Source organism: Halochromatium roseum (assembly GCF_016653315.1).
Classification (GTDB): domain Bacteria; phylum Pseudomonadota; class Gammaproteobacteria; order Chromatiales; family Chromatiaceae; genus Lamprobacter; species Lamprobacter roseus.
In genome coordinates, this window is sequence record NZ_NHSH01000049.1 from 73,481 (window position 1) to 94,607 (window position 21,127).

At 61.3% G+C, this 21,127-nt stretch carries 14 protein-coding genes and 1 tRNA gene; 9 read left to right on the forward strand and 6 right to left on the reverse strand.

Annotated elements, in window-relative coordinates; genetic code table 11:
- Positions 1-26: 26 nt before the first annotated feature.
- Genes pdxA through CCR96_RS08585 form a run of 3 tightly spaced genes read right to left on the reverse strand, consistent with a single transcriptional unit; the run spans position 27 to position 4,885 of the window.
- On the reverse strand, positions 27-1,070 hold the full coding sequence (gene pdxA / locus CCR96_RS08575; protein ID WP_201219717.1) for a 4-hydroxythreonine-4-phosphate dehydrogenase PdxA: 1,044 nt from the start codon (positions 1,068-1,070) through the stop codon (positions 27-29).
- The gene (locus tag CCR96_RS08580; RefSeq protein WP_201219718.1) at positions 1,054-2,397 is read right to left on the reverse strand and encodes a peptidylprolyl isomerase; all 1,344 of its coding nucleotides are present in this window, start codon (positions 2,395-2,397) and stop codon (positions 1,054-1,056) included. The genes pdxA and CCR96_RS08580 overlap by 17 nt, the downstream gene beginning before the upstream one ends.
- Entirely contained in the window at positions 2,378-4,885 is a 2,508-nt protein-coding gene (locus tag CCR96_RS08585) for an LPS-assembly protein LptD (RefSeq protein ID WP_201219719.1), read from the reverse strand. The genes CCR96_RS08580 and CCR96_RS08585 overlap by 20 nt, the downstream gene beginning before the upstream one ends.
- A gap of 292 nt (positions 4,886-5,177) precedes the next feature.
- Here CCR96_RS08585 and CCR96_RS08590 point away from each other — a divergent pair, with 292 nt between their 5' ends.
- A complete protein-coding gene (locus CCR96_RS08590) occupies positions 5,178-6,233 on the forward strand; it encodes an aminoglycoside phosphotransferase family protein (RefSeq protein WP_338035847.1) in 1,056 nt (351 codons plus the stop codon).
- Here the strand turns inward: CCR96_RS08590 and purD are convergent.
- Entirely contained in the window at positions 6,200-7,519 is a 1,320-nt protein-coding gene (gene purD, locus CCR96_RS08595) for a phosphoribosylamine--glycine ligase (RefSeq protein ID WP_201219720.1), read from the reverse strand. The two genes, CCR96_RS08590 and purD, sit on opposite strands and share 34 nt — an antisense overlap.
- Positions 7,520-8,161: 642 nt before the next feature.
- Between purD and CCR96_RS08605 the strand changes: the two genes are divergently transcribed.
- The 4 genes from CCR96_RS08605 (at position 8,162) to CCR96_RS08620 (ending at position 11,928) form a co-directional block, all read left to right on the forward strand.
- A complete protein-coding gene (locus CCR96_RS08605; RefSeq protein WP_201219721.1) occupies positions 8,162-9,649 on the forward strand; it encodes a mannose-1-phosphate guanylyltransferase/mannose-6-phosphate isomerase in 1,488 nt (495 codons plus the stop codon).
- A gap of 78 nt (positions 9,650-9,727) precedes the next feature.
- Positions 9,728-10,819, forward strand: coding sequence for a redox-regulated ATPase YchF (ychF, locus tag CCR96_RS08610; protein WP_201219722.1), 1,092 nt, complete (start codon positions 9,728-9,730; stop codon positions 10,817-10,819).
- An 80-nt stretch (positions 10,820-10,899) separates the two neighbouring features.
- Positions 10,900-10,976 (forward strand) — tRNA-Met (locus CCR96_RS08615).
- A 250-nt stretch (positions 10,977-11,226) separates the two neighbouring features.
- Positions 11,227-11,928 carry a DUF502 domain-containing protein gene (locus tag CCR96_RS08620; RefSeq protein ID WP_201219723.1) on the forward strand — a complete coding sequence of 234 codons (702 nt, stop codon included), beginning with the start codon at positions 11,227-11,229 and terminating at the stop codon, positions 11,926-11,928.
- 71 nt (positions 11,929-11,999) lie between these two features.
- Here the strand turns inward: CCR96_RS08620 and CCR96_RS08625 are convergent, their stop codons facing one another.
- Positions 12,000-13,283 (reverse strand): alpha-amylase family glycosyl hydrolase, encoded by a 1,284-nt coding sequence (locus tag CCR96_RS08625; RefSeq protein WP_201219724.1) that lies wholly within the window; start codon positions 13,281-13,283, stop codon positions 12,000-12,002.
- Entirely contained in the window at positions 13,280-13,486 is a 207-nt protein-coding gene (locus tag CCR96_RS08630) for a hypothetical protein (RefSeq protein ID WP_201219725.1), read from the reverse strand. Before CCR96_RS08630 ends, CCR96_RS08625 begins: the two co-directional genes overlap by 4 nt.
- Before the next feature lie 288 nt (positions 13,487-13,774).
- Between CCR96_RS08630 and CCR96_RS08635 the strand changes: the two genes are divergently transcribed.
- The 4 genes from CCR96_RS08635 to CCR96_RS08650 all read left to right on the forward strand — a co-directional run bounded on the left by CCR96_RS08635 (position 13,775) and on the right by CCR96_RS08650 (position 21,111).
- Complete coding sequence (locus tag CCR96_RS08635; protein ID WP_201219726.1) at positions 13,775-14,899, forward strand: FIST signal transduction protein; 1,125 nt, start codon at positions 13,775-13,777, stop codon at positions 14,897-14,899.
- Between the two features lie 157 nt (positions 14,900-15,056).
- Positions 15,057-17,132: a two-component system response regulator gene (locus CCR96_RS08640; RefSeq protein ID WP_201219727.1), complete on the forward strand. Its 2,076-nt coding sequence runs from the start codon at positions 15,057-15,059 to the stop codon at positions 17,130-17,132.
- 8 nt (positions 17,133-17,140) lie between these two features.
- Complete coding sequence (locus CCR96_RS08645) at positions 17,141-19,882, forward strand: response regulator (RefSeq protein WP_201219728.1); 2,742 nt, start codon at positions 17,141-17,143, stop codon at positions 19,880-19,882.
- Complete coding sequence (locus tag CCR96_RS08650) at positions 19,879-21,111, forward strand: EAL and HDOD domain-containing protein (protein ID WP_201219729.1); 1,233 nt, start codon at positions 19,879-19,881, stop codon at positions 21,109-21,111. Before CCR96_RS08645 ends, CCR96_RS08650 begins: the two co-directional genes overlap by 4 nt.
- Positions 21,112-21,127: the final 16 nt, after the last annotated feature.

A 21,127-nucleotide genomic window follows, 5' to 3' on the forward strand; every position in this document is an offset into this window, starting at 1 on the left:
ACCTCAGCGCCTTTTCGGCGACCTCTTCAGAGGTGCGTCTTCTGATTCGTTGTCTGATGCGTTGTCTGAACCATCTCGGCGGCGAGGGCGATGGCCGCATTCAGACTGCCGAGGTTCGCACACCCAGTCCCGGCGATATCCAAGGCCGTGCCGTGATCGACTGAGGTGCGGATGATCGGCAAGCCGAGGGTGACATTGACCGCGCGGCCAAATCCGAGATGCTTAAGCACTGGTAGGCCCTGATCGTGATACATCGCCAGCACCGCGTCGGCCTGCTGCAGCCGATGCGGCACAAACACCGTATCGGCTGGTAATGGCCCTTGCAGATCCATGCCCTCTGCCTGCAGGCGGGTGATCACCGGGATCAGCACGGCCTCCTCTTCGTGTCCGAGATGCCCGCCTTCACCAGCGTGTGGGTTCAGGCCGCAGATCAGAAGACGCGGGTGAGGGATGCCGAGGCGCTCGCGCAGGCCCTCGATCATGATCCGGATAATGCGCTCGAGAAGCGGCTCGGTGATGGCCTTGGGTACCTCCGCGAGCGGGAGATGGGTGGTCGCTAAGGCGACCCGCAGTCCTGGCGTTGCGAGCAGCATCACCGGGGTTGGCGCGGGCTCAGCGTCGCTTCGGCAGCGCTCGGCCAGAAACTCCGTATGTCCGCTGAAGGCCAGGCCAGCGTCGTTGATGACGCCCTTGTGCACCGGCCCGGTCACCATGGCGTGCCAGCGTCCACTGAGACAGCCGTCGCAGGCGGCCCGCAGGGTGTCCAAGACGTAGGCGGCATTCGCCGGGTTCAGCTCGCCGGTTTGAGCGGGGGCCGCAAGCCTGGCTGCGGCGTCGAACAGGAGCCTGCCGGGGACTGATGGAGCCGGCGGGCGCTCTGGGTCGAAGGGCTCCAGCGTTATGGGCAGTTTGAGCCTGTCTGCCCGCTGCGCTAGTAGCTCAGGATCGCAGATCGCGACCAGCTCCTCCATCTGTGCCTGCTGCGCGGCCGCGATACAGAGGTCGGGGCCAATCCCGGCTGGCTCGCCCGGTGTCAGCGCCAGCCGGCGCGTCTCAGTCCTCGAACTCATCGAGTCGAATCTCCACGTAGGCCTCGTCACGCAGCCGCTGCAGCCAGAGTTCTTTGGTCTCTTCGGCCTTGCGCAGGCGCAGGGCATCCTTGGCGCGCAACCTGAGCAGCTCGTCAGCGGTGTCCTGCTCGCGGCGCTCGGTAACCTGCAGGATATGCCAGCCAAATGGGCTCTCGAAGGGTTGGCTGATCTCACCGGGGCTAAGCGCGTCCATCTCGCGCTCAAAGGCCGGCACCGTGTCGCCAGGGCTCACCCAACCGAGGTCACCCCCGTTCAAGGCCGAGCCGGTGTCGTCGGAATGCGAGCGGGCCAGGGTCGAAAAGTCATCACCGCCAATGATGCGCATGCGTAACTGTTCGAGCCGCCGCTCGGCGTCTTGGTCCGATACGACTTCGCTGGTGCGGATCAGGATATGACGTGCTTGGGTTTGGGTGATCGGCTTTGGCGTGTCCCCTTTGATATCGCTGACCCGGATGAGATGGAAGCCGCTCGGGCTGCGGATCGGGTCAGTGACCTCGCCACGGGCCAGGGTTTGCGCCGGCTGCGCGGCCAGGCTCGGGACCTCGCCGATCGCGAACCAGCCGAGGTCGCCGCCTTCCTGCGCACGGCCGCCGTCTGACTTGGCGCGTGCCAGGCTCGCGAAGTCTTCGCCCTGTCGGATGCGTCTGGCTAGGGCCTGGGCCTCGTCTCTGGCCTGTTCGACCTGTGCTGAGCTTGGATTCTCGGGCAAGGCGAGCAAGATGTGGCTGAGTCGGACCTCGCTGCGGGTGATCAGGCTGTCACGTTCGGTCTCGACGAAGCGATCAACCTCCTGTTCGCTCACACGGACCTCTTTGACCACCTCCTCTTGTTGCAGTCGCGAGGTGATGATTTGGTTGCGGGTGTCCTCGCGAAAGGCGTCGAATGAGACCTCGTTGGCCTCGAGGGCCTCGCGCAACTCCATCAAGCCCATGCCGTTACGGGCGGCGATGTTGGTCAGTGCTTCGTTGAGGGTGGCCTCATCAACCTCAATGCCGAGGTTCTTGGCGCGTTGAATCTGCAGTCGCTCCAAGACCAACTGATCGAGTACCTGCTCTTGCAGGGTTGTCGGGTCGGGGATGGTCGCGCCGCGCGCTTGCAGCTCGGGAATCAAGAGCTCGATCTGACTATCGAGTTCGCTTTGGACGATCACGTCATCATTCACCACCGCGACGATCGCGTCGAGTGGTTGTATCTGGGCCTGGGCTAGGCTGCTGCCAGCCCAAGCACTCGCCAAGCAGGCGGTCAGGAGCATGATCAGTGCTGGTGCCCTGTGGTGCCTTAGGTCTTTATTCGACTTGATAGCCATAGACTTCTCGTTGCAGGAAACTGTCCACGGAGCTGCCAAAGGCGCCGAGGCCGGCGAGCTCCACTTGTAGCATGACTGATGTATTCGCTGGGCTGTCGGCGCGGTTCTTGAAGTGGCGGCCGAGCACGCGGATCTTCCAGCAGCACTGGCCGAACTCGATGCCGGCGAAAGCGTCGCTGGTTTCCTCGGTCTCGAGGGAATAGAGCCAGCGGCCGACGACATTGACCTGGTTTGAGACCGGCAATCGGAAGGAAAGATCAGTGGTTTCAAAGCGATTGTCGATGTTGTTGCCGGCATCGAAGCGATAGGCAAGGTTGACCAGCCGCTTGGCACCGGGCTCCAGGTACTGGAGCTGCAGCGTGCGTCGGCCCCATTGGTCGGTCTCTTCTGCCGGGTCCCATTCGAAGCTAGCGCGTCCGCGCCAGCGGTCGAACAACTGGGCCGAGATCTCGCCGGTCACTGGCGACTCGCTTGCGTCCTCAGTGGGTCCGAAGATCTGCACCCGCCGATCGGCAAAGTACAGGATGCGGCCAATGCTCAAACGCAGCATTTCCGCGCCGGTACGCGCATCCAGGAAGCGTGAGCTGAGGGCGGTGGTGATCTGATTGGCGTCACCAATTCGGTCGCGGCCGGTAAACCGATTGCTCCTGAACAGGTTGGCGAAATTGAACGCGAGGTCAGAGCTATCGAACACCGGCGTGGCTGATTGATCCTCGTACGGGGTGTAGAGGTAATAGAGCCGAGGCTCCAGGGTTTGCAGTGCCGCGGTGCCAAACCAGCTCGCCTCGCGCTCCAAGACGAGCTTGCCGTCGACCTCAATCGTGGGGATCGAATGACTCGGCGAGGTCGGCTGGCCTAGCGCCGTGTTGGTCAGATCATAGCCACTCAGGTTGAGTGAGAGTGTCGGGATCAGGTGCCCATAGCTGCGCCGAAGTGGGAGGCTCAGGCTCGGCTGCATCGCGAGGCGTTGACCGTAGACGATGTGGTTGTGATCGAAGTAATCGTATTCCGCATTGAGGCTGGTGACGAGACCCGCCCCAATCTCAACTGGGCTCAGATTAAAGATCACCTGCGGCAGCCGGCCATAAGGTCGCTGCTCGGGGGTGAGTTCGGGATCGACGGTCTGATAGCCTTGCAGCGCCGTCTGCAGTGACCAGCCATCGCCGAAATAGCTCACTGTTCCACGTTGCAACAATTGGCGGGTACTGGTGATATCGAGTCCGTTGCCGAAATCCTGGAGATAGCGATCGTCGGAGACTGCGCTGAACTCGACCAGGGTGTTGAAGCGACCAAGCCAGGTACCGCTTTCCTCCAGATTCAGCGCCCAGCGGGCGTCGTTGCCTTCGTACTTCGCGTCGTTAGGGATGAATTCCGCTTCGATCCGGCCGTTGTCGTTGCGCGTCATGTAGCGCAGCTCGGTCCCCATCAGCAGGCCGCGTTCGCTGAGAAAATGGGGCGAGATGGTCGCGTCCAGGTTCGGTGCGATGTTCCAATAGTAGGGCACAACCAGCTCGAGGCCGCTCTGGTCCGAGGTGCCGACCGTTGGTATCAGGAAGCCGCTCCGGCGTCGGTCGTCGATCGGGAAGCGCAGGTAGGGCGTGTAGATCACTGGCACGCCTTTGATGCGTAGGCGAGCGTCGCGAGCAACACCGATGCCTTGTTCTTGATCGAGCTTGAGTTTGGCCGCTTTGATTGACCAAGCATTCGTGCCCGGCGGGCAGGTTGAGTAGACCAAGCCGCGGTAGCCTGTCTGCGATGGGCTGAGCAGTTCGGCGAGATCGGCCGTTCCGCGCAGATTGGCGGCGTCGGAAAACCGATAGCTGACGTTGTGCATCTGGCCCTGGTAGGTTTCCAGATTGAGTTGGGCTCGGTCGCCGATCATCCTCAAGCCGGGCCGTTCCATCAGGGTCGCGCCTTGGGTTTCGATGTCGCCGGTGTTGCGGTCATAGGTGAGGGTGTCTGCGACCACTCGCTCCCCTGCCCGGCGCAGGTCGACACCGCCGCTGAGCGTTAGGATGCCGGTATCTTGCTGATACGCGACAGCGCCGGTGTTGATATCGATCGGCGTATCCGCTGCGAGCGGTGCGGCCACCGGCACTGAGCCGAGTCGAGCGGGACGGGGACCGCAGAAAGCCCAATCCAGTCCATCGTGGAGTAGTGTGTCGCGGTCTGCTGTCGGTTGCGCGATGCCTGCGGGCTGCTGGCCTGTCTCGGCAGTGGTCGCCGCCTCGGCTTGAACCCCCGCTTCGGGGTTTCTGACTTGGGTGTCTCTGGCTTGGGTGTCTGATGCTGATGCAGGCGCCGGTTCAAGCAGGGACGAGCGCAGTTGTGAGGCTGGCGGTGGCACGGGCGCAAGGCTGCGCGTCTGCTCCAGTGCCAGCTCCTGGGCCAGTGTCTGGGCGAACAGCAGGCCTGGCGCCCCGATCAAGACCCAGGGCAAGAGGCTGAAGGCCCTCGCGGAGATTCGTCTGCGGTCCAAAGCGGTCATGCGTTCGATGCTGGGTTCGATGCTGGGCGGTTGCGGTGACGGCGAGCAGAAAGAGGCGAGCAGAAAGAACCGCGCCGGTGCGCTTCTCTCGCACCACAGTCGGCAAAATCCATGTAAGGTCGCACATCCGCCGCGATGCGGCAAACTCAGGCGCTGCCCAGGACCTAGCCGACGGCGGAAGCTGGTGGCGAGATCCGCAAGCCGGATTGAGCAGGGCATGCGTCGGACAAGCGCTTGCAGCCCGCTCGATGAACGATAGAACGATCAATGCGTTGATGTTGGAGGAGGCTCGGTGCCCGACGAACGACAGATGTTGCTGGAGCAATGGCTCGTGATGGTGCTCGGCGCAGGGGTTGGCCCGCTGCTGCCGGCCTCGGCGGACGCGAGCTTCCGCCGCTATTGGCGGTTTTTCGATCAAGGGCGCAGCCTGATCGCCGTCGATGCTCCGCCCGAGCATGAGGATAGCGCTCGCTTTACGCGCTTGGCGCGCGCGTTCCGCAGCGCTGGGCTGAATGCCCCCGAGGTGCTGGCCGAGGACCATGAGCGCGGTTTCTTGGTGGTCTCGGATCTAGGCTCGCGAACCTATTTGGACGCGCTGACAGCTGTGCAGACGCCTGCGCAAGATTCAGACCCGAGATCAGCTCAGGTGTCAGCAGCCCCGGCCACAGCTCAGGATGACCGGTTGTACGGCGATGCGATCACAGCATTGATCAAGCTGCAGCGTGGACTGCCGACCGACGAGCTGCCGGTCTACGATGCCGCCTTCCTGCGCCGCGAACTCGAGCTCTTCCGCCAGTGGCTGCTTGCCGATCTGTTGCAGCTCGACCTCTCCGAGACCGAGGCAGAAGACCTTGAGCGGATCTTCGCTCTGCTCATCGACAACGCGCTCGAGCAACCGGTCGTCGCCGTGCACCGTGACTTCCACAGCCGCAACCTGATGCTGACCGAAGCCGATAATCCCGGCATCCTCGATCTGCAGGATGCGGTCGCCGGGCCGCTTAGCTACGATCTCGCCTCGTTGCTCAAGGATTGCTACATCGCCTGGCCGCGCGAGCGGGTGCTGGCCTGGGTCGAGGTCTACGCCGAGCAGGCGCAGGCCGCCGGATTGCTGAGCGCCGCCGAACGGCCCCAGCTCGTGCGCTGGTTCGACCTCATGGGCGCCCAGCGCCATCTCAAGGCCGCGGGTATCTTCGCGCGCTTGGCGGTGCGTGACGGCAAGCGGGGTTATCTCGCCGATCTCCCGCGCACCCTGGGCTATCTGCAGGCGCTAGGGCCGCTGTATCCAGCCCTAGATCCGCTCGCCATCCTCATCCGTCAACGCGTCGTGCCGCGCTTGAGCGCGCGATAACCGATGTCGCGCCGATAGAAGGCATCCTCGAATTGAATCCGCTCGGCCAGCGCATAAGCCTTGGCCGCAGCCGCGCCAACATTAGCGCCGAGTGCCGTAACACAGAGCACGCGGCCGCCGTTGGTGAGCGTTTGCTCGCCATCGCGCTTGGTCCCGGCATGAAAGACTTTGGCCGCGCTTGCGCTGTTTGTCTCGGCCTGATCCGCGTCGGCGAGCACGGTCTCGAGTCCACTGATCGGATGGCCTTTGGCATAGTCGCCCGGATACCCGCCCGCGGCCATCACCACTCCAAGCGCGGCCTGATCGCACCACTGGGCTTCGACCTCAGCCAGCCGACCCTCGGTTGCGGCCAGGCACAGCTCGAGCAGGTCGCTCTCTAGGCGCATCAAGATCGGCTGTGTCTCGGGGTCGCCAAGACGGCAGTTGTACTCGAGCACGCGCGGGGTGCCATCGGCGCCGATCATCAGCCCGGCGTAGAGGAACCCAACGTAGGGCAGGCCCTCAGCACGCAGCCCGGCCACCGTCGGCTCGATTACCTCACGCATGATCCGCTGCTCCAGCTCGGGCGTGACGATCGGTGCTGGCGAGTAGGCCCCCATGCCGCCGGTGTTTGGGCCGCGATCACCCTCATCGCGCGCCTTGTGATCCTGCGAGGTCGCCAGTGGCAGCACCTGCTCGCCACTCACCAGCACGATGAAGCTGACCTCTTCGCCGAGCAGTTTGTCCTCGATGACGACGCGGTGGCCGGCGCTGCCGAATTGCCCCTGACCGAGCATTGCCTCGACGGCGGCGCGCGCCTGATCCAAGGTCTCAGCTACTACCACGCCCTTACCGGCGGCCAGACCGTCGGCCTTGACCACGACCGGCGCCCCAACTTGGTCCAGATAGGCTAGCGCCTGCTCGCGATCGCTGAAGGTCCGATAGGCCGCGGTGGGGATGCCGTGGCGCTGCATGAAGGCCTTGGCGAAGTCTTTCGAGCCCTCGAGTTGCGCGGCGCGTTGTGAAGGACCGCAACAAGGCAGGCCGGCCGCGACCAGCGCATCGCTCACGCCAGCGACAAGAGGCGCCTCGGGGCCGATGATGCAGAGTTCGATCTGATGATCCTTGGCAAACGCGATCAGACCGGCGGCGTCAGTCGGGTCTAGGTCGACATTCTCGACCCCAGCCTCAGTGGCGGTGCCGCCATTGCCAGGGGCGACGAAGACCCGGGAGGCCTTTGGCGATTGGGCGATCTTCCAGGCCAGGGCATGCTCGCGGCCGCCGGAGCCAATGATAAGAATATTCATGAGATGTTCTACCGAATCAGGATTGCTGTCCGAGGATGGCTGACCGAGGATGGCTGCCACGAATGCGTGGGAGCCGCTCGCCGCCATCAGGCCTAACGCAGATGACGCGGCGTCCCCAGGATAAAGAATCGTTTGAGATTCAGGTTAAGGCTGGCGAGCTGGCGCGAGCGCTCTGTGACGCAAGCGGCGTTTGCCAAATCAGCGCAACGACTTCCACAGCCAGCATGATACCGACGCCAGGTTGAGACGGCATCGCTGGTTGTCGAGACGGCTGTCGAGACGGCTGTCGAGACGGCTGTCGAGACGGCTGTCGAGACGGCTGTCGAGACGGCTGTCGAGAAGGTTATCGACCAAGCTTGCCGTGAGCCATCGGAATCAGGCCATGAGCCATCGGAATCAGTCAGTATATACTGCCATCGCTCAACCAAATTAACCGTACTGAGTAATCGCACTAAGAAACTGTCCATCAACTTCTTCCCGCTTTGAGGATCCATGGTGGGCGATGATCGGGAAGTAGAAAATGGTCAGCCACTAAGTCACTACACTAGGTCACTACACTAGGTCACTACACTAAGCCCTGCGCTGACTCGGGACAGAGTCGAGAGACGCGGACGCCCCATCGATTGCTTTAGAGGAAACGTCATGCACTTGCAGCCTGTGATTTTATCCGGAGGCTCCGGCACCCGGCTCTGGCCGCTCTCCCGCGAGGCCTATCCGAAACAGTTCCTGCCCCTGACCGGCAGCAAGACCATGCTGCAGGATACCGCGTTGCGGCTCGACGGGCTGGTGGATGAACATCCGCGTCTGGGCCTCCTGCTGCGCGACCCGATCATCGTCTGCAACGAGGCGCATCGGTTCCTGGTTGCCGAGCAATTTCGGCTGCTCGGGCGCTCGCCGGCGGCGATCCTGCTCGAGCCATTCGGTCGCAATACCGCACCGGCGCTGACGCTGGCCGCGCTCGCGGCGGCTAGCGCAGATGATCCGATCTTACTCGTTGCGCCAGCCGATCATGCTATCGCGAATGGCGAAGCCTTCCGCAGCGCGGTCGCCGATGGCGCGGCGCTGGCCGAGCAGGGCGCCGTGATCACCTTCGGTATCGTGCCTGCTAAGCCAGAGACCGGCTACGGCTACATCCAGCAGGGCGAGAAGCATGCCGACGCCGCGCTGAATGGCGCCGCGTATCGGTTGCATGCCTTCGTCGAAAAACCCGATCGCGAGACCGCCGAGCGCTACCTGGCGAGCGGCGAATACCTCTGGAACAGTGGCATCTTCATGCTCCGCGCCTCGGTCTGGCTGAACCTCATCCGGCGCTTCCGCCCCGAGATCGCCGAGGCCTGTGAATTGGCGATGGAAGCGGGTCGGGCTGACGGCGAGTTCCGCCGGCTTGAGACCGCGGCGTTCAAGGCCTGCCCGAGCGATTCGATCGATTACGCGGTCATGGAACGACTCTCGCAGGCCGATGCCGCGCCCGAGCATCCGGCCATCGTTCTGCCGCTCGATGCTGGTTGGTCCGACGTCGGCGCCTGGTCTGCGCTCTGGGAGGTGCGCGAGCAGGATGGCGAGGGTAACGTGCTCGATGGCGATGCCTTCGTGCACGAGTCGCACAACAATCTGCTGATTGCCCAGAGCCGAATGCTCGCTGCGGTTGGGGTCGATAACCTGATCGTGGTCGAGACTCCAGACGCGGTCTTGGTCGTCGATCGCGAGCGCGCGCAGGACGTGAAGGCCGTGACCAAGTTCTTGAGCGATTCGCAGCGCAATGAGCACCGCCATCATCAGCGCGTGCACCGCCCCTGGGGCGCGTTCGAGTCGATCACCATGGGCGGTCGCTACCAGGTCAAGCGCTTGACGGTGAAGCCCGGTGAAGCGCTCTCGAAGCAGATGCATCATCATCGGGCCGAGCACTGGGTCGTGGTTTCGGGGACGGCGAAGGTGACCAACGATGACAAGACCTTCCTCCTGACCGAGAACCAATCGACCTATATCCCGGTGGGTGCCACCCATCGGCTGGAAAATCCTGGCACCATCCCGCTTGAGATCATCGAAGTGCAATCCGGCAGCTACCTCGGCGAGGACGACATCGTGCGTTTTGACGATCTCTACGATCGCGGCGGCGACAGCGGCTGTTGAGCGAGCGGCCGCGCTCGCCACTGGCCGCGCCGGCTGGCTTCGGCTACTATCGGCGGCTTTTGCCAGCGGGGCACCAGCATGGGTTTTAAATGCGGCATCGTCGGACTGCCCAACGTCGGCAAATCGACGCTGTTCAATGCGCTGACCAAATCGGGCATCGCCGCCGAGAACTATCCGTTCTGCACCATCGATCCCAATGTCGGCGTGGTGCCATTGCCAGACGAACGGCTCGATGTGATTGCCGGCATTGCCAAATCGGCCAATGTGATCCCGACCACCATGCAGTTCGTCGACATCGCCGGGCTGGTGGCCGGGGCCTCCAAGGGCGAGGGGCTCGGCAACAAGTTCCTCGCCAACATCCGCGAGACCGACGCCATCGCGCACGTGGTGCGCTGCTTCGAGAACGACGATGTGGTGCATGTCGCCGGGCGCGTCGATCCCATTGGCGATATCGAGGTGATCGATACCGAGTTGGCGCTGGCGGATATGGAGTCTGTTAGCAAGGCGCTGGATAAGGCGACCAAACAGTCCAAAACGGGTGATAAGAGCCAGCTCGCGCGCAAGCTGCTGCTCGAGCGGGTCAGCGCCCATCTCGATCAAGGATTGCCGGTCCGATCCATGGATCTCAGCGCTGATGAGCGTGCCGAATTGCGTGAGTTTTTTTTGCTGACGTCCAAGCCAACCATGTACATCGCCAACGTCGCCGAGGATGGCTTCGACGACAACCCGCTGCTCGAACGCATCCGCGCGCATGCGGCGGCAGAGGGCGCTGTTGTGGTGCCAGTCTGTGCGGCCATTGAGGCCGATATCGTCGAGCTCGACGAGGCCGAGCGTGCTGAGTTCATGGCTGATCTTGGGTTGGAGGAGCCCGGCCTAAACCGAGTCGTCCGCGCCGGTTATCGGCTCCTGGGCCTCGAAACCTACTTTACCGCCGGCCCCAAGGAGGCGCGCGCCTGGACCATCCCAGCCGGCGCCACCGCACCCCAGGCCGCAGGCGTGATCCACAGCGATTTCGAGCGCGGCTTCATCCGCGCCGAGGTCATCGCCTATGATGACTTCGTCGCTTGCAAGGGCGAGCAGGGCGCCAAGGAGGTCGGCAAGCTTCGCAGCGAGGGCAAGGAGTATATTGTGCAGGATGGCGACGTCGTCCACTTCCGTTTCAACGTCTAAGCTTCAACGGGTAAGCTGCAAAGGCTGCGCGCCGGACCTTGACCAATCTGTCATGCGCGGCTATGCTTAGCGGCTTGTTTGGCTACGTAGCTCAGTTGGTTAGAGCGCGGCACTCATAATGCCGATGTCGCTAGTTCGAATCTAGCCGTAGCCACCATAAAATCAGATATAAATCAGCCGCTTCATTGCGGCTTTTTTGTGTCTGTTCGGTGGGCGATGCCGCCCCTCGATTGTAGAGCTTCGTCTGAGCTAAGTGACTGTCCATTTTCTACTTCCCGATCATCGCCCAACAGTGGCCCTCAAATCGGGAAGAAGTTGATGGACAGTTTCTAAGTGTGCTGGTAGACAGCAACTATGAACGTCACAGACAGGATCAGCGCCGCACGCACGCCTTTTGGAGCCCTTCGATGCAAGAGTCCTCGCTGCTGAGTCGACTACGAACCTGGTTTCTGCAAGGCATCGCCTTGCTCGCGCCGCTGATCATCACGCTGGCTTTATTGATCTGGCTAGGGCGGTCGGTCGAGATCTTTGTTGGCGGTTTTCTTCGGCATCTGCTGCCAGACGCCTGGTATATCCCGGGGATGGGGTTGGTGGCGGGCTTGGTTTTGACATTGGCCGCTGGACTGCTCGCGAATCTGTTTCTGGTGCGCTGGCTGGTCGAGGTTGCGGAGCAGGTGCTGGATCGCATCCCACTGGTCAAGAGTCTGTTTCAGGGGTTGAAGGACATTGCCCGGTTCTTTGCGCGTACCGGTGACCAAGATCTGGGGCGACCGGTTGTCGTGACCCTGCCGGTTGGCGATGCCACGGTGCAGTTGGTCGGGTTCATGATGCAGGAGCATGCTGACCTGCCGTTTGCTGATGTCGACACCGAGACTAAGCAACAGAATCTCGTGGCGGTCTACTTGCCGATGAGTTACCAGGTCGGCGGCTATACGCTCTATCTAGAGCGCAGTCGGGTGCGGCCGCTTGCCGTGGGTGCGGAGCAGGCGTTGCGCTCGGTGATTACGGGCGGCGCGCTCAATGAGGAGGGCGGCAGCAATGGCCACCAGAGTCGGGTTACGGCGATCGGTGGCCGTCGACGAGCTGGCGAGCAGCGGAAGCAGCGTTAATGGATCATCCTGAGGCCGCAGCCCGGTGAAATTGGTTTCTTCGCGCTCGGCGCAGTCACTTGGCACCTGGGTTAGGCATCAGACGAGACCAGCACGCGCGCCATGCCGGGTCCAAGCCAGAACTCGAACGGGGCCGGCAGCTCGGCCATCGGCCAGTCTGGCGAGAGATCGCGGATCGGCCCGGGTGACTGGATCAGGTGGCGTAGGTCGTCGACGTAGAAGCGCTGCCGCGCCCAAGGGTCCTTGTTGATCACCAAGAGGGCCTGACCTGGACCTGCAGCCGCCTGCTTGCGCAGCACCAAGACCGCCGGGTCCGGGTGATCAAGCCGCTCGATGCGACCTTCGCCATCAAGCAGGGGTACCGCGTCCTTGATCGCGTTGACCTGGCGGATGAAGTCGGTGAGATCGAGGTTCGGCGTCTCCCAATCGTCGGGCGTCGTCTCGACCACATCGAGCCGGCGGCGGAAGCCGAATTCAAAGCCGATCGGGATCATCACGCCGCTTGCGAACAGTGCCGTGAACAGATAGCGCTGGCGCAGGGCGTCGGCATTCTGATGGAACTCCTCGAACATCCGCGGCGTGTCATGGCTCTCGGGAAAGCCGATCGAGGGCGCGATCTGCCGCGTCAGCTCATATTGATCGAGCAGCCAGTTGCCGTTGAAGTCCCACCACTTGGCGCTGTTGAAGATGGCGTCGAAGCCCGCCTCGGCGGTCTCGCGGGTCTGCTCCGGGCTGCAACCCAAGGTTTCGGCAACGAAGAGGGTATCCGGATGGCGCTCGCGAATCTGGGTGATCAGCTGCTCCCAGAGCGCGGCTGGGAGCTGGTAGGCCGCATCGCAGCGAAAGCCGCGGAAGCCGAGCCCGATCAGATGCTCGACCAGACGCACGCAATAGGCGAGGAAGCCGTCGGGATCATCGGCCTGCTGCAGCGCGCGCTGATGATCGAACTGTGCCAGATCACGCCAGACCACCTTGTTGCCGTTGGCCTCGACGCAAAACGGATGCGCGATGCGGTTGTTGTGGCGCAGGAACCAGTCGGGATGCTCGGTCACTAAGGGGCTGTCTTCAGCGCAATGGTTGATGACCAGGTCGATCATTAGCGACAGCCCCTGCTCGCCGGCGATCTCGGCCATGGCTTGCACCTGGGCGTCTGGCTCCAGCTTGGAGTCGGGGGAGAGTAGGGTCTGGTTGATCGCGAAATAGTCGGCGATCGAGTACAGGCTGCCGGAGCGTCCGAGCTGTTGGATCGGGTTGACGAAGATCCAGTCGAAGCCCATCGCGGCGGCACGCTCCAGGTGCGGCGTCCAGCGGTCGAACGGGCCGGCGAGCAGCGGAAACAGGTTGTACAGTTTCATTCGGCGTTTTGCTCTTGTGCTTGCTCTCGTGCTTGCTCTCGTTCTTTCGACGAGCGGACTTGTTGATAGCTCTGCTCGAATTCCGCAGCGCCTTGCTCCACGGCGTTGACGGCCTTGCCCGTCGTCTTACCGGCCCAGGAGCAGGCACCCAGAGTGTTTGGTAGGATCACCAGGGTTAGAGCGTAGAAAACCGTTTTCTTCATAGAGCGCTGCCATAGCGGTTTCTGGTTTCAACAGGCGTCAGTATACCTGCGGAGCTGAGGTGGGCGCCTCAATGGGTTGTTTCTGCGCGCTCGGGCGTGCCACCGATGGCTCAGCTCTGACGATTCATCTTCCGATGTGGCAAGCGGCCATGGGCGTTAGCATTTAGCTGCTGAGAGCAGCCTAGCTGCTAAGAGCCTAGCCGTTAACGTCCAGCAGGGATTCGCAAGCTGATAGACTGGACGCCATTAGCGAGATACAGATCCTGTTCAGGACGAGAGACAAGAGCCATGCGCGCCCATTTCGATCCCAGTGGTACTGCCGACGGTCTGCTCGCCGCGCTGCATGCGCTAAACGCCGAGGCGGCCATTGGCGGCCTGATGGTGCTTGCCTGTGACGCCAACGGCTGGCAACCGGAACAGCTCGATCCGATCCTGCAGGCCTGCGAGATGCCCCTGTTCGGAGGGATTTTCCCGCAGGTCACGTACCAGAACCAGAACTACGAACGCGGCACCTTGTTGATTGCGTTTGGCGCCGTGCCCGAGATCGCCTGTGTGCATGGATTGAGCGACGCGGGGGCGGATTTCGACGAGCGGGTCGAACTCGCCACCGAGCACTGGCCCGAGCCGCCGGAGGTGACCACGATGCTGGTCTATGTCGATGGGCTGTCGAGCCGGATCAGCGCGCTGGTCGATGGTTTATTCACCAACTTCGGTCTGGAGAACAATTTCATCGGCGGTGGCGCGGGTTCGTTGAGCTTTCAACAAAAACCCTGCATCCTCACCAATGCCGGGCTGCTGGCCGATGTCGCCGTCCTGGCGCGCCTACCGATCCGCAGCCATCTCGGCGTCACGCATGGTTGGCAGCCGGTCAGCGAGCCGATGAAGGTCACTCGCTCTGAGGGCAATGTCGTCATGACCCTGGATTGGGAGCCCGCTTTTGATGTCTACAAGCGCATGGTGGAGGCACACAGCGGTCAGGTGATGCAGGCGGAGGCGTTCTTTTCGCTGGCGAAATCCTATCCCTTCGGCATGACCAAATTGGATACTGAAATGGTGGTGCGCGATCCTCTGATGGTCGCCGACGGAAGCCATCTGGTGTGCGTCGGCGAAGTGCCTGAGGGGTCCTTTTTACGGCTGCTCAATGGGACGCCGGACAGTCTGATCGCCGCTGCGACCAAGGCGCGCGAGATGGCTCAGCCTGGGGGTGGCGGCGAGGAGTCGGCAAGCTATCTGTTCATCGATTGCATCTCGCGTGTGCTCTTCCTTGGTGAGCGCATCGCCGATGAGCTGAATGCGGTCGGGCAAGAGCGGCCCGTGAATGGAGCCTTTACCCTCGGCGAGATTGCCAATACTGGCGACGCTTTCCTCGAGTTCTATAATAAGACATCGGTGTTCAGCATCTTGTTCGACTAGGTGGGGTCGACCAGGTGGGGTCGACCAGGTAGGCTCGACGAGAAGCCTTATGATGAGACGGCGTTGATTGGCACAGGCGCTGACAGAATCCTTGTTCATCGTCCTCTACCGCGTCGACAGCGATTCGGCATCTGGGCGGCATCCGCGGTAATGACTCATGCAAGAGACCCCAGCCAAGATCCTCCTGGTGGACGACGACCCGGGTATCCGACTGCTGATCCAGCATGGCTTGACCCGAGCCGGTTATCAGGTGACCGAGGCCAGCAATGGCCTCGAGGCCCTGGAGTGCTTCGAGACCGCCAAGCCCGATCTGATGCTGATCGACGTCAGCATGCCGGAGCTGGATGGCTTCGAGACCGTCGCCGCGATTCGTCAGCGAGAGGGGGGCGAGATGATTCCGTTGGTCATGGTGACGGGCTCTGATGATAACGAGTCAGTGACCAAGGCCTTCCATGCCGGCGCAACCGACTTCATCACCAAGCCGATCAATCTGCCGATCCTGACCCAGCGGGTGCGCTATGCGCTCGCTAGTGCCAAGCGTGAACAGCACCTGCGCCGTATCCATTTGGAGCAGCAAAGCGCCTGCCAATTGGCAAAGCTGGGTTTTTGGCGGCTCCAGATCGAGACCGGGCAGCTGCAATGGTCGCGGGATGCGGCGTCCCTGCTTGGCCGCTCCGCAGCCATGCCGAACAGCGTTGCGGCACTCATCGAGGAGGCGCGCCCGGATCAGCGCCAACGCCTACAGCTGGCCTTCGATCAAGCCGGGACGCGGGCGGCGGGGCTGGATCTGGAGATCGAGCTGGCGCGCGCCGGTAACGCCTGCATCATCAAGCTGCAAAGCAGTCCACAGATCGAGGATGGCATCATCGTTGGCGCCTTTCAGGATGTGACCGCTCTGCGCGCCTTCGAGGACCAGACGCTCTATCTGGTCGAGCATGACGAGCTGACCCATCTGCCGAATCATCGGCTGTTTTCCCGCTTGCTCGCGGATCGGCTCGAGCGCGATCGGCATGCCGAGGCGCGCACTGGCATGCTGGTGATCGATATCGATCGCCTGCATCGCATCAACGAGGCCTTTGGTCCGGTGCAAGGCGATGAGGTCATCGTGACCCTGGCCAACCGGCTGCGACAACTGCTGCCCTCCAATAGCCTCTTGTGCCGGCTCGAGTCGGACAGTTTCGGCATGGCGATCCCGCTGGAGAGCACCGATCTCGCGACGCTCCAAGCGCAGCTGCTGAGCCAGTTGATCCTGTCCTTGCCGATCAATGGGCGCGAGATCTATATCGATTGCAGCATGGGCCTGGCCATCTATCCCGACGATGGTCAGGAGGCGGCCAGCCTGATTCAGGCCGCGCAAGCGGCGGAGCGAGAGACCAATCGCGATCCGAGTCGGCGCTTCATCCAGTTCTCGGAGATTCGCGAGGCGCGTGCGGAAGGGCGGGTGATTCTCGAAACCGATCTGCGCCGCGCGCTCGAGAAACAGGAATTCTTTCTCGTCTACCAACCCCAGCAGTGTCTGGCGACCCAGCGCATTGAGGGCGTGGAAGCGCTGTTGCGTTGGAACCACGCCGAACGCGGGATCGTTTCGCCGGCAGATTTCATACCTATCCTGGAGGAGACCGGACTCATCCATGAGGTCGGTGATTGGATCTTGGAGGAGGCGGTTCGTCAGGCCGTCGACTGGTTGCAACAGGGGCTGAATCTGCGGATGTCGGTCAACCTCGCTGCAGCACAGGTCGAGAACCCGCAACTCATCAATCGCTTGTGTGCACTGATCAAGGGCTATCAGCTGCCGCCCGAGAACCTCGAACTCGAGATCACCGAGAGCACCGCGATGCAGGTGCCGGAACAGACCCTGCTCAATCTGCGCAAATATAAGCAGTGTGGTTTCCGCATCGCGATCGATGATTTCGGCACGGGCTACTCGTCGCTGTCCTATCTGCTGCAATTTCCGCTGGATACCTTGAAGATCGATCGTGCCTTCGTCAAAGAGATCACACGAGGTAAACGCAATCGCGCGATTGTCACCGCGCTCAGCACCCTGAGCTTCCACCTGGGTTTGACCACCATTGCCGAGGGTGTCGAGCTTGAATCCCAACGCGATTATCTCGATGCGCTGAACATCGATGAGATTCAGGGTTTCCTGATCGCCCGTCCGCTGGTGCCGGAGCGTTTGCTTGAGTTCATGCGGGCCTACGAGGCCGATGCCCAGCCGAGCCCTCGGCAAGCCTGAGAGCGGTCATGACTGAAACGGACACGCATAAAGAGTTCGAGATCCTCTATGAGATCTCGCTGGCGATTGGCCACAGTCTGGATCTGCAGGCCATGCTCAAGCAGTCCGTGGGCACGATCATGCGCCAGTTGAACTGTCAGGCTGCCCTGGTCTTGCAATACGGCGCTGACGCTGACACGCAGGTCAGGAATGGGCGATCGCGAGAGCCGTCGCAAGAGCAGGCGCAAATGCGCGCAGAAGCGCTGACTTGGAAGGATCTCTATGTGGTGCCCAAGACCGCACGCAAATCGTCTGAATTGCAGGACTTCGTCACCGAATTGAGTTTGCCGGCGAACCAGGCCGAACTCGCGGTTTGGCAGACAGCGGCCGAAGCTGGCGCTTTGCCGCACGCGAGCGAGCTTGGCACCTCGACCTATTACGCCTTCTATCTTGCGAAGATCGGTGTGCTCATCCTGAAACGGATCGGCCCGAGCCTTTCGCGCAGTCTGCTGCTGTCGTTGAATGTCTTAATGGATAAGTTGGCGTACTCGGCGCTCGCTTGCCTGCACGATGCGCAACTGAAACAGCAGATCGAGGCGGCGCAAGCGGCCAACGTGGCCAAGAGCCAGTTCCTCGCCAATATGAGCCATGAGATCCGCACACCGATGAACGGTGTGATGGGGATGTTGGACATTACGCTCGAGACCGAGCTTCAGCCACAGCAGCGCGATTATCTCCGCCAGGCGCGCTTGTCGGCGCAGCATCTGCTCGAAATCATCAACCTGATCCTGGATCTCTCCAAGATCGAGGCGAAGAAATTCAAGCTAAAACCGGAACCGACCGACCTGTTCGAGTTCATCGGAGCGTTGATCAAGAGCCAGGTACCCCATGCGTTGTGCAAGCGGCTCAATCTGCTCTATGACGTCGAGCCGACACTGCCGCGCTGGATTGAGATCGATCCCACTCGGTTACGCCAGGTCATGTCGAATCTGATCGGTAATGCCCTGAAGTTTACCGATCAGGGCAGCGTCAAGCTCATCGTGTCACCCTGTCAGGGGCCAGCGCATGCGTCCCAGGAAAGCAACGCTCAATGGACCTGCTTCGAGGTCGAGGACACCGGCATTGGCATTCCAGCCGAGCAACAGTTGACGATCTTCAATGCCTTCGAGCAAGTCGACAGCAAAACGACACGCAAATTCGAGGGCACCGGACTCGGCCTGACCATCACCCGCGAACTGGTCGAGATGATGGGGGGGACAATCGAGGTTGAGAGCGAGGTCGGCCAGGGCACCTGTTTCCGTGTGACCCTGCCACTGAAGTCAGCCGCTGAGGCTATCGTCGAGGATGTCCGCGTGCAGGCGCTTCCGGCAACCACCTATCGGATCTTGGTGGTTGATGACGAGCCACTGAATCGTTCCGTGATCCATCACATGCTTGAGATTCTCGGGGTTGCCTGTGCGACCGCGGTGAGTGCGCCGGAAGGGCTGTTGGCGCTGCGCAAGGCGATCGAGGACGAGCAGCCGTTCAATCTCTTATTGCTGGATGCCAACATGCCGGGTATGGACGGCTACGCGATGGCGAAGGAGGTGCTGCGTGAGGGTTTGCTCTGTCCCGCGCAAATTCGTATTTTGAGTTCTTCGGCGTTTGCCGGAGAGGAAGAACGCGACCAGGACTACTTGGCTCAAAACCAACATGCGTGCCATAAGACGTGTCCATTCTACAACGGCAAGGAGACGCTCTGTTGGCAGTTTGCACAGAAAGAGTGTTTGACAAAGCCGGTTACGCTTGCCGACCTGCGTCATCTCCTCTTTCGACAAGACCAAACCTCGGATGGCGTTTCGACCCGGTCTCGCTCATCACTTGCCGATCAACCGTTGAATATCCTGGTCGCGGAAGATAATCCGATCAATCAGCAGGTGATCATCGCGCTATTGAAGAAGTTTAAGGTGGCTTATACCTTGGCCAATAATGGTCGGGAAGCTGTCGAATGGGCTCGCAAGGAACGGTTTGATCTCATTTTCATGGATATCATGATGCCGACGATGGACGGTTTGGAGGCGACCGAGCAAATCCGGGAATACGAGCGTCAACAGCAATGGCCGCCGGTGCCGATCATCGCCCTCACCGCCAAGGCGATGAAAGGGGATCGTGAGGGCTATCTTGAGCGGGGCATGGATGGTTATGTCGCTAAGCCGATCAACTCTATGTTGTTGTTCGAGGAAATGGAGCGGGTGCTGCCCAAGCGCGATGCCGAACTTCGATCACCGAGCGATGAAGCCAAAACGCAGCAAGCTCAAGCCTCTTCAGATCTGGAGACCTGGCTCGGCGTTGATGAAGAAGACCAGACCGCAGCGCCGTTTGCCGATCTGGACTCGGCAACCCCAAGTCAGCCCTCCACGACAGGTGCCGATCCGCAGCAGTTTGATTGGGATCAGGCGATCAAGCAATTGGGTGCGGAAGAGGAATTGCTGATCCTGTTCCTCTCACGTTTCCTAGACGATCTCCCTGCTGCCGAGCAACGCGTGAGAGCGGCCTGCGAACAACGCAATGCAAAATCGCTGAAGCTGGAGGCGCACACGCTGAAAAGCCTCTGCGCGACCCTATGCATGGAGCAGGCAAGACAGGGGTTCTGGGTGCTAGAGCAGAGCTGTCGCGATCAACCGAGCGATTGGGCCGATGTCGACAGGCAAGTGAACGCGGTATTCGCGACCTTGCAGCATGTCCGCCCTCTGCTCGAGGACAGACTTGAGCAATATCGGCCTGATTCATGAGTGAACACAGCGACCATAGTCCTTACTGCATCGCATTACAGCCAATTTGCGATCGCAATCTGCATCATGTCGCCGATAAGCTGCTCTATCGCTCGCATTGTGGAGCGGATGTGGCGTCTTTTGATGATCCCTTTCTCGCAACGGTTCGCTCTTATTCGACGGCAGTCTACGAGGTGGGTATCGAGAACCTAGTCGGCGATCGCATGCTCTTGTTCACCGCGCCATTGGAATGGATCGAAAATACAGGATTTTTCGAGCTTCCCGCAGAGCAGTTGTTCGCGGAGTTGACATTGGATTTTTTCGAATCGCCGACAGCGCTCGATGCGATCGAACGCCTGCGCGCCATCGGCTATTTGATTGCCGTACCGCAGACCGTTTTCGAGCGTTACCCCGAGATTCCCATCAGGTTGATCGATCTCGTCAAGATCGATAGTCGACTCCCTGATTGCATGGAGCTCGCCGCTCACTTCAAGAGACTGGGACTACGGTTACTGGCGACCTTTGTCGAGGACCAAGCAACCCTGGATCGTGTTCATGCCGGCGCCTTCGATTGGTTCATGGGGTTCGTGTTCTTGCCACCGAAGCAGGTCAAGGAGAGCGGTCGCAAACGCTCGAGCAATCGTGCCGTCGAGCTCCGATTATTGGCCGAGCTCAGCTCGCACGAGATCCAATTCGAGCAGCTCGAGGCACTGCTGGCTCAGCATCCGCATTTTTGCGTCCTGTTGTTCGCGCAGGTGAACTCGGCGGCCTTTTCGCGCGGTAATCGTCGCATCGAATCCCTGCATGAGGCGGTGGTGAGACTCGGCTTAGAGCGGATCAAAACCATCGCGTCTTTTCTGTTGCTCAGCCGCAATGATCCGGTCGAGGCGGTACAGGTGCGCATGCTCTTGACGCGCGCCGCGATGGCGGCTCGCATCGCCCGACGGGTGCGCAGCATCGATCCAAATACCGCCTTCACCCTCGGTCTGTTTTCACGTCTGGATGCCTTCGAGGGCCTGCCGATGCCGACGCTGCTCCAAGGCATGCCGTTTTCCGTCCCGATGCAACATGCCTTGCTAAAGCGCGAGGGTGAGATGGGCAAGCTGTTGGATGTGTTAGATGCGCATGAATCCGGTGATCTCTCAAGTCTCAGTCCTGCCGTGGTGGCGAAGCTGAATGAGGATTTCGTGCATGCGGTTGCCTGGACCGAGCAATGGCTGGTTAGCGAGCCGCCCCCATCGTCTGTCTAATATCCCTGAGGAGAGA

Excerpts from the sequence above, each read along its gene's own strand:
- CCR96_RS08620 (WP_201219723.1), top strand. The coding sequence starts at position 11,227 with ATGCAAGAGTCCTCGCTGCTGAGTCGACTACGAACCTGGTTTCTGCAA.
- CCR96_RS08585 (WP_201219719.1), bottom strand. The coding sequence starts at position 4,885 with ATGACCGCTTTGGACCGCAGACGAATCTCCGCGAGGGCCTTCAGCCTC.
- CCR96_RS08625 (WP_201219724.1), bottom strand. The coding sequence starts at position 13,283 with ATGAAACTGTACAACCTGTTTCCGCTGCTCGCCGGCCCGTTCGACCGC.
- CCR96_RS08605 (WP_201219721.1), top strand. The coding sequence starts at position 8,162 with ATGCACTTGCAGCCTGTGATTTTATCCGGAGGCTCCGGCACCCGGCTC.
- ychF (WP_201219722.1), top strand. The coding sequence starts at position 9,728 with ATGGGTTTTAAATGCGGCATCGTCGGACTGCCCAACGTCGGCAAATCG.
- CCR96_RS08630 (WP_201219725.1), bottom strand. The coding sequence starts at position 13,486 with ATGAAGAAAACGGTTTTCTACGCTCTAACCCTGGTGATCCTACCAAAC.
- CCR96_RS08635 (WP_201219726.1), top strand. The coding sequence starts at position 13,775 with ATGCGCGCCCATTTCGATCCCAGTGGTACTGCCGACGGTCTGCTCGCC.
- CCR96_RS08645 (WP_201219728.1), top strand. The coding sequence starts at position 17,141 with ATGACTGAAACGGACACGCATAAAGAGTTCGAGATCCTCTATGAGATC.
- CCR96_RS08650 (WP_201219729.1), top strand. The coding sequence starts at position 19,879 with ATGAGTGAACACAGCGACCATAGTCCTTACTGCATCGCATTACAGCCA.
- CCR96_RS08640 (WP_201219727.1), top strand. The coding sequence starts at position 15,057 with ATGCAAGAGACCCCAGCCAAGATCCTCCTGGTGGACGACGACCCGGGT.
- purD (WP_201219720.1), bottom strand. The coding sequence starts at position 7,519 with ATGAATATTCTTATCATTGGCTCCGGCGGCCGCGAGCATGCCCTGGCC.
- pdxA (WP_201219717.1), bottom strand. The coding sequence starts at position 1,070 with ATGAGTTCGAGGACTGAGACGCGCCGGCTGGCGCTGACACCGGGCGAG.
- CCR96_RS08580 (WP_201219718.1), bottom strand. The coding sequence starts at position 2,397 with ATGGCTATCAAGTCGAATAAAGACCTAAGGCACCACAGGGCACCAGCA.